The sequence below is a fragment of the Geomonas sp. Red32 genome (assembly GCF_023652955.1).
Taxonomy (GTDB): Bacteria; Desulfobacterota; Desulfuromonadia; order Geobacterales; family Geobacteraceae; genus Geomonas.
The window spans coordinates 85,087-100,741 of the sequence record NZ_JAKLOY010000013.1 but is presented as its reverse complement, the minus strand read 5'-3'; the positions used below and the strand labels follow the sequence as shown (position 1 = coordinate 100,741).

Sequence of the window (15,655 nt, the reverse complement as noted above, 5' to 3'; positions counted from 1 at the left end):
CCCGTCTCCTCTTCCTTGCTGGTCCCGCAGACCTTGTAGATCATATTCTCAATGGGAACCAGCACCGGCGAAAGGAGCGTCTTTTCCCCCTGGAACACCTTCGCCATGTAACCTCCAACCGGCTTGACAGCAGCCAGCAGGACCGCGAAGAAGACAACCGTTTCAATCCATTCGTACCTGTTCATAGTGTTTTTCTCCGTTAAGAGAGACCTCCTCCAGGAAACATCTGCCGCTTGTGACAACGGATAGGGATCCGTTTCAGTTTAATTGTCCAGGGCGGGTGCGAACTCCCTCACGATAGTAAGGTTACCGTCCTTCGTCTAAAGGTTGTGTCAAAACAACCGGCTATCGCGTTAAGGAACCATTAAAGTTTTCCCTCCTCATAGTGGCAGGTCACGCATCGATCATGACAGCCGCGACCGTCGCGCCGTCCGTCGATACCGAAGCGGGACTGTAGCCCTTTCGCCATTAAGACGGTGTGAAAAGATGTCCGTCCCTCGTGAAGAAAACATTAAAGCCATTATCAGCGCCCTCGGGGGAAGGAACACGATGAGAGCCCTCGAGCCTTTAATGATTTCTTAACGCCGGGATGGCCAATTTTAATACTCCCTTAAGGGTGATCCGGGTACGGTAGCCTAAAAGACCTAAGCGTGTGGAAAAGGGTGTTATTGGGGGTGGATCTGATGAGAAGGGACCGGCTAAGTTGCTGCCGATTACTGGGATTTTCCCTTGGGAAGGAGATCTTATGAAGATCTATCTTTACGACGTCGAGACCGGAATCTTCCAGGGAGAGGACTGGAGCGACGAGCCATTCTTCAGCGACGGCCCGGCAACGTGCCCTGCCGGGGCGACGGCAGTCGCGCCCCCTCCACACAGAGGGGGCGCGGTTCCGGTTTTCAACGTGAAGGAGAACTGCTGGGTACCCCCCTCCGGCTCCCCGGGCGCGATCTACGCATCAGGGTACGACCTCCACCCTGGAAAGCTTCTGGACGACCGTTTCATGATCGAAGAGTGTGTCGGCCAAAGCGGCATGGCCTCCGTTTTCAGGGCCATCGACCGCGCCTCGGGCGCCCAGGTGGCGGTCAAGGTCCCCCACCTGCAGTACGAAAGCGATCCCGGCTTCTTCTCGCGCTTCGCCAGAGAAGGTGAAATCGGAGAGCGGCTCGATCACCCTTCCATTCTGAAGTTCATCCCGGTTGAGAAGCGTAGCCGTCCCTACCTGGTGACCGAGTTCCTGCGAGGGCGCCCCCTTTCGCACCTTTTGAAAGAGTCCGGGCCGCTTCACGAAGGGGAGGCGCTGAGCTTGGCGAGCCGCATCTGCGACGGCATCGCCCACATGCACCAGCGCAGGGTGATCCACCGGGATCTCAAGCCGCAGAACGTGATGATCTGCGACGACGGGAGCATCAGGATCCTCGACTTCGGCATCGCCAAGTCGATCGGCAGGCGTCACACCTTCGCCGGATTCACCCCTGCCTTGGGAACCCCGGAGTACATGGCCCCCGAGCAGGTCTTAGGGAAACGCGGCGACGAAAGGACCGATATCTACACGCTGGGGGTCATTCTCTACCAGATGGTGACCGGGAAGATCCCCTTTCTGGAAGGTGCTGAGGACGTATTTGCAGCCATGAATGCACGGGTCACCGGCGATCCGGCCGCCCCGTCCGGCTGCGACGGAAACATTTCGTCCCAAGTAGAGGAGATTATCCTGCACGCGATGGAACGTCTCCCCGAAGGGCGCTACCCTTCCGCGGCGGCGATGAAGGAAGAACTGGATCATCCGGAGCGGGTGGAGGTGACCGGGCGTTGCCAAAGGCTGCAGGCGCCCCGGCTCTGGAAGCGCTACCTGAAGAGCGGCATCCTGCTCGCCTTGCTCCTCTCGGCAGTGCTCTTCATATTCGTCAAGGTGATCCTGCTGATCATAAAGCGGGGCCCTTGAAAGCACCCCTGTCAAAGAGGTAATGCTGTCTCAGCATCAACCTGGAATCCCCTTAGAGGTTAGAAATGGCCCACATGAAGAGTAAATCGGCACCTGCCACCGTAGAGAGAAAACAGCTGCTGGTGGTGGACGGCGACCCCGCCATCCGCCGCCTCGTTCAGCATATCCTCGGTTCACGTTTCAACCTCAGCATGGCCGCGACCGGCAGGGAAGGGCTGGCGGCCGCAGCGGTAGTACAACCGGACGCAATCCTGCTCGACGTAGAACTCCCCGACTTGGACGGTTTGGAAGTGATCCGGCAGATCAGGGGGCGGTCGGAGGTATCGCTCATGGTGGTCTCCGAGCAGAACAGGGAGCGAGACAGGGTGGCAGCGTTCGAGGCGGGAGCCGACGCCTACCTCGCTAAGCCGTTCGGCGACAACGAGCTGAGAGCGCAGGTAGACGCGCTCCTGAGGCGGAACAGGAAGTCAGAAACAAGCCCGGTTTTCATGAGCGCGGATCTAAGGGTGGATCTCTGGCAGCGGAGGGTGGCGGTCGGCAACCGCGAGGTCAGTCTTACCCCAACCGAGTTCGAGATCCTCCGCTACCTGGTGGTCCACGCGGGAAAGGCGGTTTCCCAACGGGAGATTCTGGGGGTGAAATGGAGGGACAGGGCGGGAACCCGCCACTTACTACGGGTCAACATCTGCAACCTGAGGCAGAAACTGGAAGGCGACCCTTCCCACCCCAGGCATATCCTAACCGAACCCGGATTCGGCTACCGCCTTCGTTGATAGTTGCCGATGCCTCTTCATGACCCGATCAGGATGCCCCCGGACCAGAAAGCGGTTAGGAAAAGCATTCGGGTCAAGCTTGCAAACTTGTAAGGCGGGAGCAGCCGTATCCAGGAGAGCAACGACAGGCCCGTTTATTGTTGAGGGGATTGGATAGGAGTTTCGCGAAGGGGACAGGCACCGTAGGTGCCAGCCCCTTCCACCGGCTCAAATGCAAAAAGGGCCAGCTTTTTGAGCTGACCCTTTTCTATTAGTGGCTGGGGTACCAGGATTCGAACCTGGGAATGCCGGAATCAAAAGGCGAAGATACCCTCTAATGCATCGACACCTGCATTACATATCCTCATGCTATCAACCACTTACATCATCTAGGCCATTAGATTTTCACCTTATCCTACACTTCAATCTGCGTCAATATCTGCGTCAACCACTCGCGCAACCTGCATCAGCTGCTACGTCCTGTCCACCTAAGATAACAACATCTTGTGATAATTCATCCGGGTGCCACATAAGGATGGTACGTGGGTGTTAGCAGGGGGCCTTTTAATCAGAAGTGACCATCAGCTTAACCGTGTTTGCCGTATCTTCGCCTCAAAACTGTGTTTTTATGCTGTTGGGAAGATTACCAAATAAAGCGTGGTTTTTAATTTTTGTCCTGATATTTTCCGGCAAGTCGTCAGCTACCACTACAGTATCATGCTTAAGTGCAACATCAATTATGTCATCAGCAGAAACCGCGCCGGACCTAATCTGCTTTGACAAAACTGACATGTCGTGCTGAAATTTTCGCCATTCGTCCACATAAATTTCGGGATCGCGAAATGATGTGGTTTTGAACAGTTTATCCAATTCTAGGCCTGCCTTGTAAAGGGCTACTTTTCTTATAGGTAAGGCTATCGTGTGTAACATTAGGTATTTCCATAACTGCTCGCAATCTATTACTTTCAAAGTATCCAATCCATGAGCTGCGATGTCTTCATTAGCTTTACCCAAAAATATCATTAAGTCAGTTGCAGCAGCAGGTGAGTTTGAGAAAAAAGTAGATAGGGACATGGATGAACATGAGTAAATGTCCAGACTACATAAAAATATATCTTGTCTTGCTGGAGCAACAATGACTAGATCCGATGTATTATACTCAACTAACCGAGACATTATTGCGACTCTACCTATGCAATTTTTGAAGTCATCAAAATTCTTTTCAAGTTCAGTTAAGTTAGCAAAGGTATGAAAAATTTGATTATTTTTCTTAAGAACCCATTTTTCACCATCAGAGAGAAGCCCCCAAACCGCATTGTGCAGGCATTGGTATTCAGTCACCTGACCTACGTGCCTTTTCAATGCGCTTATGTCGATTTGACGCTTTTTTTCTTCTACAATAGCGACTGGGTTGTTCATTCCTAAAGGAACGATAACTAGATCTGGCCTTCTCCTTACTGGTTGAGCTCCTTTCCACACATATGATTCTTTTAATTCTTTATATATTGCAGTATTAAGTTGTGGAATAACTTCAGGGTTGTACCATCCCAGACCATCAGGAGAGGTGAGGATGGGATGTATGATCAAATCATGCCTTAAGGCCTCATTATCGAATTTAGGGTCTATTAAATCGAGATTCCTTTTCAATGAGTCAAAGAACTGGGTACGTGGCATACCTCCCCCTATCTTTTTATCCGGTTACGACGTTATCACGACGCGACAGGAATAAAGCCGTAATAAGCGATGCAGGAGGAGCTAGGTCAACGGCAACCTAACTCCTCCTAACTTGGGTGGACCGCATTTCACTACCTATGCGAGCATATCCAGTATATGAGCAGCATGTGCCAACTTGTCGGGAGAGAGGTGAGCATACCGCTCTGTAACCTGTATCGTTGAATGACCTAAATACTCTTTAACCACATACAGGTCAACCCCCCTATTTACTAACCTACTGGCACAGGTATGGCGTAATGCGTGAATCACAAACTCCTTATCGGCCTTTAGTCCCATCCTCTTGCGTGCCCAGTTCCAGGCATGGGCTGCTTGATGTCTGGTAATGGTGAACACTCTGATACCGTTGATGGCCTGCCTCTCCTCCAAGATATGCCGTACTCGCTTGGTCATCGGGACACTCCTCGGCTTCTCCCCCTTGTTGACCCATATAGAGATCAGATTAGCCTTAAAGTTAACATCCTCATATTTAAGATTGATGGCCTCTGACAACCGCATCCCTGTGTCCAGCAGCACTTCAATGAGGTCTGCCGTCTCATGATAGAAGACGTTTCGCATGCTCGGCTTATCTCCACGGATTAGAGCCAGTATCGTCACTTCCTCATCTCTGCTGATTACCCTTATCCTCCCCTGGGTCTCCTTGCCGAGCCTTATATGATCTGCCTGCTGCCTCTTGAACCTCATGACAGTCTTCAAGGCCGCAAGATACCTGTTGACGGTAGCCGTGGCGATCTTGGTCGCCTCCAGCTTGGCAACGTACTCGTAGACCACCTCCTCGGTAATAGAGCCCAGAGGTAAATCCCCCATGAGGGTGATGAACCGTAAAGCATTCTTGTGGGTTCCATCTCCATCTTTGTTCTTTCTCCAACGCGCGGTGTAAACCTGGTCTATCGCATCCGATATCTTGGTTCTAGACGCCTTCTCCTGTGGCGATAGGCTACCCTCATCCATTAGCTTCTTCTTCTCGACCGCCTCGACCAGCTTAGCCTCTTTCTTGGTAAACTTCCCGGTAGACCGGAACACCCGTACCCCGTTAACAGTGAAATTCATGTAGAAGACACCTTTATCGCCTCGTTTGTAGACTGCCATGGTGACACCTCCTTGGATTTGGACACAAAAATAGGAGCATGATGGCTCCTTGATTGACTGCTTGATGGATTGTTAAATTTAATGAATGATGGACTTGGCTACTCGACTTCTTATATTCTCGATCTGACGTAACTTTAGACTTAGGGACAGGTAAGATGCTGGGTTCAACTAGTGGGATTAGTGAGAGCTTACTTTATGGAGGGAGCTACTTGGTCTGCTTGCAGGAGTTAACGAGGTGGTGAAGTGCTCTCTGGTCTGAGACTGGTAGGCTTGCAATTCTCTGGATCAGCTTGTATCCGTTCTTCATGAGGGTGGTCAGGTCAGTCACCAACTTGAAGATGGTCGGGTAGGTAAAGGCTCTCGGGTCCAACGTGGAATACATGTACTGGCTCACCCTAGCTCCACATGGTTCACATATGACAACCACCGCTGACTCTTGGGCTGCCTTGAAGCCGGTACAGGTCAACGTCCCGTACTTGGTGGCATGGATGGTGTCTCCTTCCCTTATTACCCGTCCGCAATGCTCGCATTTCATGGTGGTCCTCCTTAGATCAGGTAGTCGATGAGCTTCATGGTGATGTCGATGGCCGGTAACTGCTCCCACTCCGCCCCCAGGTGGTCAACGATCTCTTGCGGGGAATGCAAGTAGATCCCATTAAGAGCATCAGGCTGTTGAACCATGTAGGCGTTGAGCGCCATGCGGCCATATCCCTTGTTGATGGTGAGCACGTAGATAGCGATACTCTGGGTGAAGACATGGATGGTGTCTCCTGCTCCTCCAGGGAAGTGGTAGTAGTTGCCACGGTAGATGAGGGTTAGGCTTTCAATCTGGATGATGGTACGGTCGGCGTCATGGTTGGTGAACAGCTTGAGTTCGGGCACAACAGGGGTCATGGGTCTTCCTCCTTTGAATAGAAAAGACAGGCTGATAATGGCCTTGCTCTCAGAACAGGCTAAAGCTAGTACGATTAAGTAGTTAGTTCGCATCGAGATGAGTTATAGAGGAAAGGAGGTGTGGCGGGTAGCATTAGGTAGGGCATCATAGTCCACATGGGCAAAGGACCGCCGAAGGTCCATGTCTACTTAGTCATCTTGGTCTTCCTCACCTCCTTTACGGTTCAGAATTTAATCCCTGGCCTTCTGGGTCTGGGCTGCTGCATGTACCAAGAGGGTGCGGCTGCTTCTACGGGCTTACTGGTGACGGACTTCTTCGATTGGTCAATCTGGTAGCCTTGATACAAAAAAAAAGACATGTCCGATGTTGATGGACATGCCTCTAATATTTGATAGCCGGGGTACCGATTAAGAGCGATTCAACTTCTACATATTCATTCTCTCTTCTGGTCTGACAAAGTGGAACAGAGTATCTACAAGGAACATTATGTTAGTCATTAATAACGAGCCTTTAGCGTGTCACAATATCGATTTTGGTCATAAGCACCTTCGTCGCTTGGGTCAGACACCACTAGTTTGGTCTTATAACTGTGACTTATTTGTTAACAAAAACACTAATTACATCCTCTTTATCCATCGCATCAATCTATTTGATGGCTCCTTCACCCCTTCCAACCCTACTATTCGCTGCTTAATCACAACATTAGCCATATCAATAAGGTCTTGGTTCGCGTTAGTTATTGCTACTTTTTCAAAGAAAGTATCAGTCCCAATTTCCTGAACAAGCCGTCCTAGCAATTCATCTAAAAAACTGCTTGAGGCCCTAGTTATACCAGAGAAATCAATATTAAGTTTATCTTCAATATCTGGCAACATGGTTAATATCTTTCTTCGTAATTTTTTAGCTGTTTCTCTAACTCCAGTATGAAAACATTCATCTACAACCTTGATACCGCCCATCTCAGCAATTCGTTCACATTCTGCATTTAAATAATTCCAACTAGGTTTCCCAATAAAAGTATTAGATAAATCTACAGGTCGATTTACATCTAAACTAAGTAATAATCCGGTTCCCATTGTAAAACTGTGATTTGATGTTCCAATTTCCTTACCATTGAGAATTTTGTACTCGGCATCTCCTGTCCATATATTTAAACTGCCTTGGTTTTGAATAATTATTTCTCTTGACCCAGCGAGGCCATTACCCTGTCCAATAGAAAGATTTCTTGTCACACCACGCTTAAGAGCTTCCGTTATTGCTTGTTGATGATCCCTTAGCACCTTCGACTCTTCCAACGAATTTTTAATACCTCTCCCTGAATCGAATATACCAATCTCTAATCTCTGAATATCTTCTCGATACTGAGCGCATACAGCCCCAGGAGCTTTAGTCTCTGAATGAATTATTATATTATCCATAATTTCATTAGCAGCCCACTCAAAGGCCGGCAGTATGCTTCTAGCATTTTCGAACAAATGGGTCAAAAGGTCACAAATAGAGTTCACAGCATCATAGGCGTCTTGACCTTCCTTGATGGTCTTTATAGTAATAAATCTCCCAACCTCAGGTTTTCGTTTAAATATTTCTTCATACCCCAGATCTAAAATCTTGAACAGGTCCATTCGAGAAAGGTATTGTAAAACCCTTGGACTTCCAACAAAATCTATCTTACCACCATTAGACAACTGCTTTAATCCCCATGTTGCCAAGAAAGAAATCGAAGCACAGTCCAAGTAGCAGTAGTTTGGCACTTTAAATTGTAGCTCACGACAAACATTTTCATTTAGTCTGTAATAGTTTATGGCTCTAACCAAATTTGTGAGTCTGCAATCTGATGGCAGTACGACCGTAACCATTCCCCACCCCTAATGAGCCATAAAGCAGCTCTGACTTTTCAATGATAATGCTGCGGACTATAACACAAAAACAGATAACAATGAAAGTATATTCACACTCCAAGCTTCCATATTTGCCCCTACAAGACCATTTTTCTCTCATGCCCGATCCTACCTATATCCCAAAACTTAAACTTGGAATAAATAAAAAATCGAGTATATTCTCCCTTCATCATTTCAGCAGAAGGAGTAGGTTACGATGACTGCCGAGACCAAAGAAACCTCCAAGACCTACAGGAAAGGCAAGACACACGACATCAGAGTTGATCTGCTACACCGTGACATCGACCAGCCACGTAAGCACTTCGACCAAGACGAGCTTGAAGGCCTCAAGAAGTCGATTGCTGACAAGGGGCTGCTCTACCCTGTTCTGTTCCGAGTGGATGAGAACGATGTCCTTATCCTTGTATCTGGAGAGAGAAGGCTTAGAGCATGTAGGGAGCTAGGTAAAGAGACCATCCTTGCCATGCGGGTAGATAGTGAGCGGTACGACGAGGTTGCCTTGATCGACAACCTACAAAGAAGTGATCTCCATCCCATAGATGAAGCAGAAGCTCTCAACAACCTCCAGGCCAAGTACAACCATACCCAAGAGCAACTAGGCAACCTGATTGGCAAGGCTCAGAACACAGTAGCAGATATTCTAGGGTTGATGAAGCTGTCGGACGAGATTAGAGAGGATGCTAGGATTAGGAAGGAGCTAAGCAGGTCTGCTCTTCTTAAGATTGCTAGGATCAAGAAGGCTCCTGCTCAGAGAAAGGCTTATGATGCTCTTGTTTCCTCTTTAGGTATGCCCAAGAAGGAGATCAGAAGACCTAGGCTTAGTGTCACCAAGAAGGCCATTACCTCTACCGATAACGCCCTCAAGTGCATAAAGACCATAGACCTTGACACACTTGGAGATGACAGAGATAGGGTAGTAGGCAAGCTACAAGAATTGATGCAGGAGATCCAAAATAAGCTTAGGACTATAGGCGGTTAGGGCATATCGGCGCGCCGATACTCTTAAGTGAGCAGATACAAGAGAAGCCCTATCATGTGGTGGAGGTAGGGCTTCTTAGGTTTAGCGGTAAAAAACCTTGATAGTTACGAATGGGTATTATTGATGACGTAGCCAAGGATAATAATTGCCACCAGGAATGTGCTTTTCCAATCCTCATAGATTTCTGCATCAGACATTGGCATCTTTCCGATACCGAACAACGGGCCGTCCTTCGAATACAAAGCAGCTGTATATTTCCGTTTTATGTTGCTAAATTCGAAAGCAAAAGGTTTATGTGCGATATTGTTACGTAACATATTTAACGAATTAAGATATAAGGTTATACGGTTGGGTATCTCATTGAATGCATCAGCAAGGTCAAGGATTTGGTTAAAGCTCCAATTGTCACGTTGCTTAGGTAATACCTTTATCTTATTTTGAATATAGCGCCACAGCAAGCTTTGAATTATGAGATGCAATTTGATCATCAAATAGGAATCGGTTTCCCCTAGCAATTTTTTAATATATCCACTATCTAAGGAGATTTCATCTTCTACTGTTGTCAATGAGTAATCAATTACTACTGAAAGTGAAGACAAGTACCTTTGCATTTGCTCAGTCATGTCCAACGAGACATCTTCCCCATCTTCCTTATATTCAAATAACGCTTTGAACTTCTTTTCTTTATCAAAATAGTGTGCTCGTATTATCTCACGCGAGTTTAAAAGAAATTCGACGTTTTCAATTACACCCGATTGGATGGTGCACTCAAACGATACTCTTTTCCCCATACGCTTTCTCCACTGACAGCAATTGAGAATCTGCCGTTAACCCACAACCGTCACGGCCCCTTCAAGACATTCAAGATCACCCCCCAATGATAGAGTCAAGTATATTAATCTCTACAGGCTTGTTCTGGTCAAGGATCATTGGTGCTCCTGGTCGTGGCAGGGATGGCTCTTTATACCACAAAGGCAGGTATCGAGGAAGGGGAATGGTCTGGGGATCATTAAGACACTGGGGCAGCGATTAGCGTTACTTGCCTCCGTTACTCTGTATGTGGTACCAGGTCTGATTTGTTGGGTTCGATTTGGTAATGGGAACATTATGTTAAACAAAAAGAGGCTGAGTTCATATCTCCACCTCTCCGTAATCTGGCTATGCTGCCTCCGGCCCCCCTCCTCCCGGTCAAGCCCACCGCCCCTCCCAGAATCGCAAAAATTACGTTAAATCGGGTCGTTAGCTCGAATCAGACTGGGTTATAGTGAAATAGTGTTTGGATCTTACCATCATAGTTACCTTCATAATAGATGTGATACCCATCCCTCCCTTTGATAGCATCCTCCTGCCTAATTTAACTGAGTCCATCAAAGGATTTAGCGCACCACCAGTACGTTCGTAAACGTCTCACTCTCGTGCTTAAGTTCCAACTTCACATTAGGCATGTACTTCAACTGCTTGCCTAATCTTATGTAATGGTTGCACTTAGTATTACATCTGTTGGCTCTATTGGTGGTCTTAATCTTGAGAGTATTGGGGATGGTATCTGATACCTGCCCTTGGTACTCTGGCTTGATCAATGGACCTAACTTCTTCGCGGCTTGCCACCATCCAGTTAATGCTCTATATGGGTTGATTTTATTTAACTGCTGGGTGATTACACCAGCCCACTTATATTTAGGAGTTGGGGTCACACTAATGTTCAAATGGTCCTCAGATATCTGATAGAAGTAACGGTACATCACATTAGTAACAGTCTCCATATGCCTTTCCTGGCATATAACCGAGTCATGCACAGTTAAAACTGGTATCTGCTTCTTAGTGAAGTACTCTATTACCTTCTCGATGATACAAGAGTCGTAATACTGGAGGTCTCTACCCTGATCGTTTGCTATTAGGTGTGCTATCAAGGGATGCTTCTGCTTCAAGAGTTCAAGTTTGGCCTTTATGGGCTTATGCCCCTTGATCCTATAGCGGTAGAGCTTGCACTGGTCCCTGAGTTCATCGAATACAGCGGAGGCTGCTAACTGCGGCGTCTTGGCATTAAAGGCAGTCAGGAGTATCAGCTTATTGAGATCACGGTCATCATCAGCATCGTTGAGCGAATCAAGCCCATCATCCAGAGTATAGGCATCCTCACCCTTATCAGCGTAATTGATCCCCACCTTGGCATACAAGAGATGAATATGCATGGCCGAGAAGTCCAGCTCTACGGTCGGGTCTCCATTGATGGTGATGTATTTCCTGACGATACTTGGTGCTCCAATCCACCATGCACCATAGAACCGGCCTCCCTGCTTCATGCTGCCGTTGTTGAACACCCGGTACACTGTTTTCTTGGACAGACGGAGAACGATACGCTTCCTCCTGCCAGGGAGAGCCATATCGGCTAACTTCTCAACCGTCTCATCCCGGTCTTTAGCTGTCATGCACTCAACGTCAACATCTATATGCGTCCGTTGGAGTAAAGAACTGTAGTTCCGAATCACCCTCCTCATGCTTATCGTCGCTGCATTCTTCGGAACCGGCAATGAAGGCTTTACTAACCGAGTCCGAACTTTTCCTCTGTACTCGTACACCTCCTCTACCGGTTCCCCTCTCAAGATCAGCACATCATCCTCGATCAGGGTGTCGATCATCTCGGGCCTAACCCCAAGCCTTCCAACCAGGTCCATGAAAGGCTGCAATGGTCTCATCCTGCTCACATAGGAGTGGAGGGTATTGGTCTCGGGGTTGAAGAACTGACCACCTTTTCTATTGCGTAAAAATCCCTTTGCGGTGAGAAGATCTACGCTCTCCACCAGGTAGGTGTAAGACACTTTACTATTTTTAATGTAAGGGTGATCCTTGCCGGTGAAGTTGTAATCATTCTTGTCCCTGCTGTAGGCGAGGTATTGCTCTGGATCGCACAGGTAGGACTGATAAAGGGTCAGCACCAGAACCTTCATGTTGATCCGGTATCCATCCCGCTTTCGAGAAGGAAACTCCTGCACCAACTCCGCAACCAGAGAGTCAACCTCCTTGGCCTTACTCCACCAGTTGCAATTGATCCACCTAAAGTTATCGAACTCGGTATACTCAGCTTGCATAATAGCTCCTTAAACGCAAACAGGGAGCCAATAGGACTCCCTGCCTGCGTTTTATTCGCGGTTAGTTGCGGTTTACCGATGTGCCTTCACAAACTGGACGGCCTCATCGTAAGTCGGGAACTTGGTAAGCACATTACCAGCAATGTACATGCTGCCTATAGCCGTACCTTCAGCAGAGTTTCCGGTCGGTTCGACAACGTAATGCTTTGTATAGGTCGTGCCGGGATCATAGGAAATAATCATCAATTCGCGCATAGCCTCTCCCTATGCTGCCTGCGGGGCGTCAGTCGCCGGCGGATATGCCTCATTAAAGAGCTTGGTAGCCTCCTCGGAGGTTTTGGGATCAGCCATGTAGGACTTAAACCGGTCGTGCACATACTGCTGCATCTTGTTGGCTTTGGTGCTGTCGTCGTACCCTGCGATGCCTTTTTCCTTGTTGACGGAGTAATCGCTCAAGGCATTACCTTGGAGACGTTTGAAGGTTGCCGTCACGGTGGATTTAGGGGTGAGTATCTCCACCGCCTTCTTGATCTTCTTGGTGTCGTCCATGAAGTCCTTATTGCCAAGGGCGACCAGGAGAACAGCGTGAAGTGCTTTGCCGTTGACGGTATCGGGGATGGTGAGGGTGGTGGTGAAGGTGTTTTCGTTGCTCATTTCGTGCTCTCCTTTTACTACTGTTTGGATGTTCAGCGCGTTGCTGTGCCTCCTTTCTACCAAAAAAGAATTTGAATAAAAAAACGCCTACTCCGTGAAGTAGACGTCTATTTACTGGCATGATCTCTGCTGGCTACAGCTTCTTCTTTGGTCCTGTCTTATGCGTTCGAGGGTCTACCTCCCTTAGCCAGCCTCGTAGCGTGTTGTCACCCTTGTAGAGCTTGCCAGAGCCGTATACTTGTATGGCCTTATGGTCCCGCATTTGCTCGATTGTCATATCAGGAGAAGAGTCCCACAATGTCCTAGCGATGCCTTGGCACACCTCTTTGTCGATAGATCCCCTTAGCCTTTGCCTCATCGGTAGCTCTGCATCCTCTTTTTCAATTTCCGCTTTGAACTCATAAGGCAAGTCGTAGCCCTTATCGTAAAGCCAAGCCAAGAACTTCTTCGGGTGAAAATCGGAATTCTGCAACACGATCTTCGCTTCTTGGTAATCACCATTATGGTCATAGCCTGAGGGCCTTTCGGACCGTTTTAGAAATACAGCCTTGGCATCCTCATACCCGAGCTTTTTTATTATGCCATCCCGAAGGTTAGTCGCCTCCTGGTGCATATCGTCATCGGCAGTCCAAGATCGGTTCAACAAATAGGCTCCGATAACAATATCTACCGCAAGGTCTCCTCGCCAAACATCCTTCGTAAGCCAATATTCATAATAGGACAACTCTTCCACTGGGTCCAAAATCACCCTCCAATTCGCCCTTTCAATTGTCATCGGATTATGTATCCGGTAAAAACTCTACCTAATCAGGTGTTTATACAACAGTGATGCGAGTATTGACGCAAAACCATCGACTTTTCAGTCTTAACAGCATAGCAACATAGCCTGCACTACCGCATACTTACCTGCCTTTTCGACTCGGACCGATGAGATTGTTTGCGTAGCAAATGATCGAAGAGGCCGAACAAGCCGAAGGCTTGATAGCCCCATGGCAGCAATACCATACCTTCTCCGTATCATCAACAGCCGCATCATAGCACCCCTCCCATTACCACCGACCATATCAACCTCACCAACATCCCTACAATCCAGGAACCGAAGTGGCGTCAAGGATCGGACAAGCACCGTAACTTGAGAGTAGTGACGGACCATCAGAGGACAACAGGTGCCTCCCCTTCAACTCCAGACCACTATGTTTAATGGCCATCATAATAATTTAAGAGGGTATCGGCCTTAATTGCCGACATGTGGCATAGGAAACAACATTGACTTACCAATAGGTACTATCTGGAGATGATACATTCTAACCATTTAATATAATTGGTGTACTGGCTAACCAGCACAGTTAAGTCTGTTTGGAGAGGTTCTGAACATACTGGTCTTAGGGTATCGCCAAGCGGTCAGTGCTTGATGCCTCAAGCACGCCATAGTGAACATGCTGAGTAGCTGCATGTGATGCTTTAAGGCTTACCTGATGCCTAACACCTGCGTCAATATCTGCGTCAGATACAAAAATAGGGAGCTAGCTGCCAAGCTAACTCCCTATTATTAGTGGCTGGGGTACCAGGATTCGAACCTGGGAATGCCGGAATCAAAATCCGGTGCCTTACCGCTTGGCGATACCCCAATATTCAATTTTGTGAGGGACCGAACCCCATCCTCACCCTACCCTTGAAAGGGAGGGGACGCCGGGACGACAACTCCTAGAGGGTCTGCACGGCTACCGCAAACCAGTCGTGTTTTTTGGCGATCTCGGCTGCGGCGGCTTTGGCACTCTTCTCATCGGGGAAAAGTCCGAAAACGGTGGATCCGCTGCCACACATGAGCGAGCCGCGGGCTCCACTGGCAATCAGCATCTCCTTCAGATCGCCCACTACCGGATACTTCTTGAAGGTTACTGCTTCGAGGTCGTTGGAGAGGATCCCGCAAACGTCTTCAAGGGTGCCGTAGGAATTGGCAAGTATAGCGGCGGTGCGACAACCTGTCAATTGCAAATTTTGGTACACCCAGGCGGTGGAACAGTGGATGCCGGGGTTCACCAGCACGATCCAGAGGGTCGGAACACTCTCGAGGGCAGTGAGCTCTTCACCGATCCCCTCGGCGAAGGCGGTCTTCTTGAAGATGAAGAACGGCACGTCGGCGCCCAGCTTCACCCCGATCTCCCTCAGGCGCTCATCGGTGAGCCCGAGCTCCAGGAGCTCGTTCAGCCCCATCAATACGGAAGCGGCGTCGCTGCTCCCGCCCCCCAGACCGGCGCCGGAGGGAATGTTCTTGGCGATGTTGATGTCGATGCCAACCTCGCGGCCGGAGATTTTCAAGAGTGCATCGGCGGCCTTCCAGGCGATGTTGTCGGGGCCGTCGGGAACACCGGCCTTGCCGCAGGTGACCCGGATTCCGGGAACGTCGCTCAGGCTCAACTCGATATCGTCGCAGAGATCAACCCTCTGCATAATCATCCTCAGGTCATGGTACCCGTTCGGCCTTTTCCCCAGCACATCGAGGCGATAGTTGACCTTCGCGGGGGCTTTCAACTGCAACTTCTTCACTCGCGAACTCCTTGTTTGTTTGATCTTCTTACCCCATCCTCACCCTGTCCCTCCCCTTGAAGGGGAGGGGACCTAGGCCGGG

The 15,655-nt window shown here is 48.8% G+C and carries 15 protein-coding genes and 1 tRNA gene; 3 read left to right on the top strand and 13 right to left on the bottom strand.

Translation table 11 applies throughout. The features are described from left to right. The coding region (locus L4X63_RS23125; protein ID WP_250681035.1) for a potassium-transporting ATPase subunit KdpA at nucleotides 1-185 on the bottom strand (185 nt) is incomplete at its 3' end. Nucleotides 186-745: 560 nt separating this feature from the next. On the opposite strand from L4X63_RS23125, the gene L4X63_RS23120 reads away from it, so the two are divergent. Together L4X63_RS23120 and L4X63_RS23115 are read left to right on the top strand one after the other, a co-directional pair. Continuing rightward, nucleotides 746-1,939 carry a serine/threonine protein kinase gene (locus tag L4X63_RS23120; protein ID WP_250681034.1) on the top strand — a complete coding sequence of 398 codons (1,194 nt, stop codon included), beginning with the start codon at nucleotides 746-748 and terminating at the stop codon, nucleotides 1,937-1,939. 74 nt (nucleotides 1,940-2,013) lie between these two features. Then, a complete protein-coding gene (locus L4X63_RS23115) occupies nucleotides 2,014-2,712 on the top strand; it encodes a response regulator transcription factor (protein WP_250681033.1) in 699 nt (232 codons plus the stop codon). Nucleotides 2,713-3,303: 591 nt separating this feature from the next. On the opposite strand, the gene L4X63_RS23110 is transcribed toward L4X63_RS23115, so the two are convergent. From L4X63_RS23110 to L4X63_RS23090, 5 genes are all read right to left on the bottom strand, one after another. Beyond that, complete coding sequence (locus L4X63_RS23110; protein WP_250681032.1) at nucleotides 3,304-4,365, bottom strand: hypothetical protein; 1,062 nt, start codon at nucleotides 4,363-4,365, stop codon at nucleotides 3,304-3,306. 135 nt (nucleotides 4,366-4,500) lie between these two features. Then, complete coding sequence (locus L4X63_RS23105; protein WP_250681031.1) at nucleotides 4,501-5,511, bottom strand: tyrosine-type recombinase/integrase; 1,011 nt, start codon at nucleotides 5,509-5,511, stop codon at nucleotides 4,501-4,503. Nucleotides 5,512-5,716: 205 nt separating this feature from the next. Beyond that, the gene (locus L4X63_RS23100; RefSeq protein ID WP_250681030.1) at nucleotides 5,717-6,046 is read right to left on the bottom strand and encodes a hypothetical protein; all 330 of its coding nucleotides are present in this window, start codon (nucleotides 6,044-6,046) and stop codon (nucleotides 5,717-5,719) included. Between the two features lie 11 nt (nucleotides 6,047-6,057). Further along, nucleotides 6,058-6,405: a hypothetical protein gene (locus tag L4X63_RS23095; RefSeq protein WP_250681029.1), complete on the bottom strand. Its 348-nt coding sequence runs from the start codon at nucleotides 6,403-6,405 to the stop codon at nucleotides 6,058-6,060. Between the two features lie 618 nt (nucleotides 6,406-7,023). Next, a complete protein-coding gene (locus L4X63_RS23090) occupies nucleotides 7,024-8,262 on the bottom strand; it encodes an STAS-like domain-containing protein (protein WP_250681028.1) in 1,239 nt (412 codons plus the stop codon). 238 nt (nucleotides 8,263-8,500) lie between these two features. On the opposite strand from L4X63_RS23090, the gene L4X63_RS23085 reads away from it, so the two are divergent. After that, the gene (locus L4X63_RS23085) at nucleotides 8,501-9,283 is read left to right on the top strand and encodes a ParB/RepB/Spo0J family partition protein (RefSeq protein ID WP_250681027.1); all 783 of its coding nucleotides are present in this window, start codon (nucleotides 8,501-8,503) and stop codon (nucleotides 9,281-9,283) included. Between the two features lie 104 nt (nucleotides 9,284-9,387). On the opposite strand, the gene L4X63_RS23080 is transcribed toward L4X63_RS23085, so the two are convergent. The 7 genes from L4X63_RS23080 to ispE form a co-directional block, all read right to left on the bottom strand. After that, nucleotides 9,388-10,074 carry a hypothetical protein gene (locus L4X63_RS23080; protein WP_250681026.1) on the bottom strand — a complete coding sequence of 229 codons (687 nt, stop codon included), beginning with the start codon at nucleotides 10,072-10,074 and terminating at the stop codon, nucleotides 9,388-9,390. 585 nt (nucleotides 10,075-10,659) lie between these two features. Further along, nucleotides 10,660-12,372, bottom strand: coding sequence for a hypothetical protein (locus L4X63_RS23075; RefSeq protein ID WP_250681025.1), 1,713 nt, complete (start codon nucleotides 12,370-12,372; stop codon nucleotides 10,660-10,662). Between the two features lie 72 nt (nucleotides 12,373-12,444). Beyond that, on the bottom strand, nucleotides 12,445-12,627 hold the full coding sequence (locus L4X63_RS23070) for a hypothetical protein (protein ID WP_250681024.1): 183 nt from the start codon (nucleotides 12,625-12,627) through the stop codon (nucleotides 12,445-12,447). A gap of 9 nt (nucleotides 12,628-12,636) precedes the next feature. Then, complete coding sequence (locus L4X63_RS23065) at nucleotides 12,637-13,026, bottom strand: hypothetical protein (protein ID WP_250681023.1); 390 nt, start codon at nucleotides 13,024-13,026, stop codon at nucleotides 12,637-12,639. A gap of 133 nt (nucleotides 13,027-13,159) precedes the next feature. After that, entirely contained in the window at nucleotides 13,160-13,768 is a 609-nt protein-coding gene (locus tag L4X63_RS23060) for a hypothetical protein (RefSeq protein WP_250681022.1), read from the bottom strand. 811 nt (nucleotides 13,769-14,579) lie between these two features. After that, nucleotides 14,580-14,654, bottom strand: a tRNA-Gln gene (locus L4X63_RS23055). 76 nt (nucleotides 14,655-14,730) lie between these two features. Continuing rightward, complete coding sequence (ispE, locus tag L4X63_RS23050; protein WP_250681021.1) at nucleotides 14,731-15,573, bottom strand: 4-(cytidine 5'-diphospho)-2-C-methyl-D-erythritol kinase; 843 nt, start codon at nucleotides 15,571-15,573, stop codon at nucleotides 14,731-14,733. Nucleotides 15,574-15,655 lie beyond the last annotated feature (82 nt).

Coding starts and splice junctions, on each gene's coding strand:
- L4X63_RS23120 (WP_250681034.1), top strand. CDS start 746: ATGAAGATCTATCTTTACGACGTCGAGACCGGAATCTTCCAGGGAGAG.
- L4X63_RS23115 (WP_250681033.1), top strand. CDS start 2,014: ATGAAGAGTAAATCGGCACCTGCCACCGTAGAGAGAAAACAGCTGCTG.
- L4X63_RS23110 (WP_250681032.1), bottom strand. CDS start 4,365: ATGCCACGTACCCAGTTCTTTGACTCATTGAAAAGGAATCTCGATTTA.
- L4X63_RS23105 (WP_250681031.1), bottom strand. CDS start 5,511: ATGGCAGTCTACAAACGAGGCGATAAAGGTGTCTTCTACATGAATTTC.
- L4X63_RS23100 (WP_250681030.1), bottom strand. CDS start 6,046: ATGAAATGCGAGCATTGCGGACGGGTAATAAGGGAAGGAGACACCATC.
- L4X63_RS23095 (WP_250681029.1), bottom strand. CDS start 6,405: ATGACCCCTGTTGTGCCCGAACTCAAGCTGTTCACCAACCATGACGCC.
- L4X63_RS23090 (WP_250681028.1), bottom strand. CDS start 8,262: ATGGTTACGGTCGTACTGCCATCAGATTGCAGACTCACAAATTTGGTT.
- L4X63_RS23085 (WP_250681027.1), top strand. CDS start 8,501: ATGACTGCCGAGACCAAAGAAACCTCCAAGACCTACAGGAAAGGCAAG.
- L4X63_RS23080 (WP_250681026.1), bottom strand. CDS start 10,074: ATGGGGAAAAGAGTATCGTTTGAGTGCACCATCCAATCGGGTGTAATT.
- L4X63_RS23075 (WP_250681025.1), bottom strand. CDS start 12,372: ATGCAAGCTGAGTATACCGAGTTCGATAACTTTAGGTGGATCAATTGC.
- L4X63_RS23070 (WP_250681024.1), bottom strand. CDS start 12,627: ATGCGCGAATTGATGATTATTTCCTATGATCCCGGCACGACCTATACA.
- L4X63_RS23065 (WP_250681023.1), bottom strand. CDS start 13,026: ATGAGCAACGAAAACACCTTCACCACCACCCTCACCATCCCCGATACC.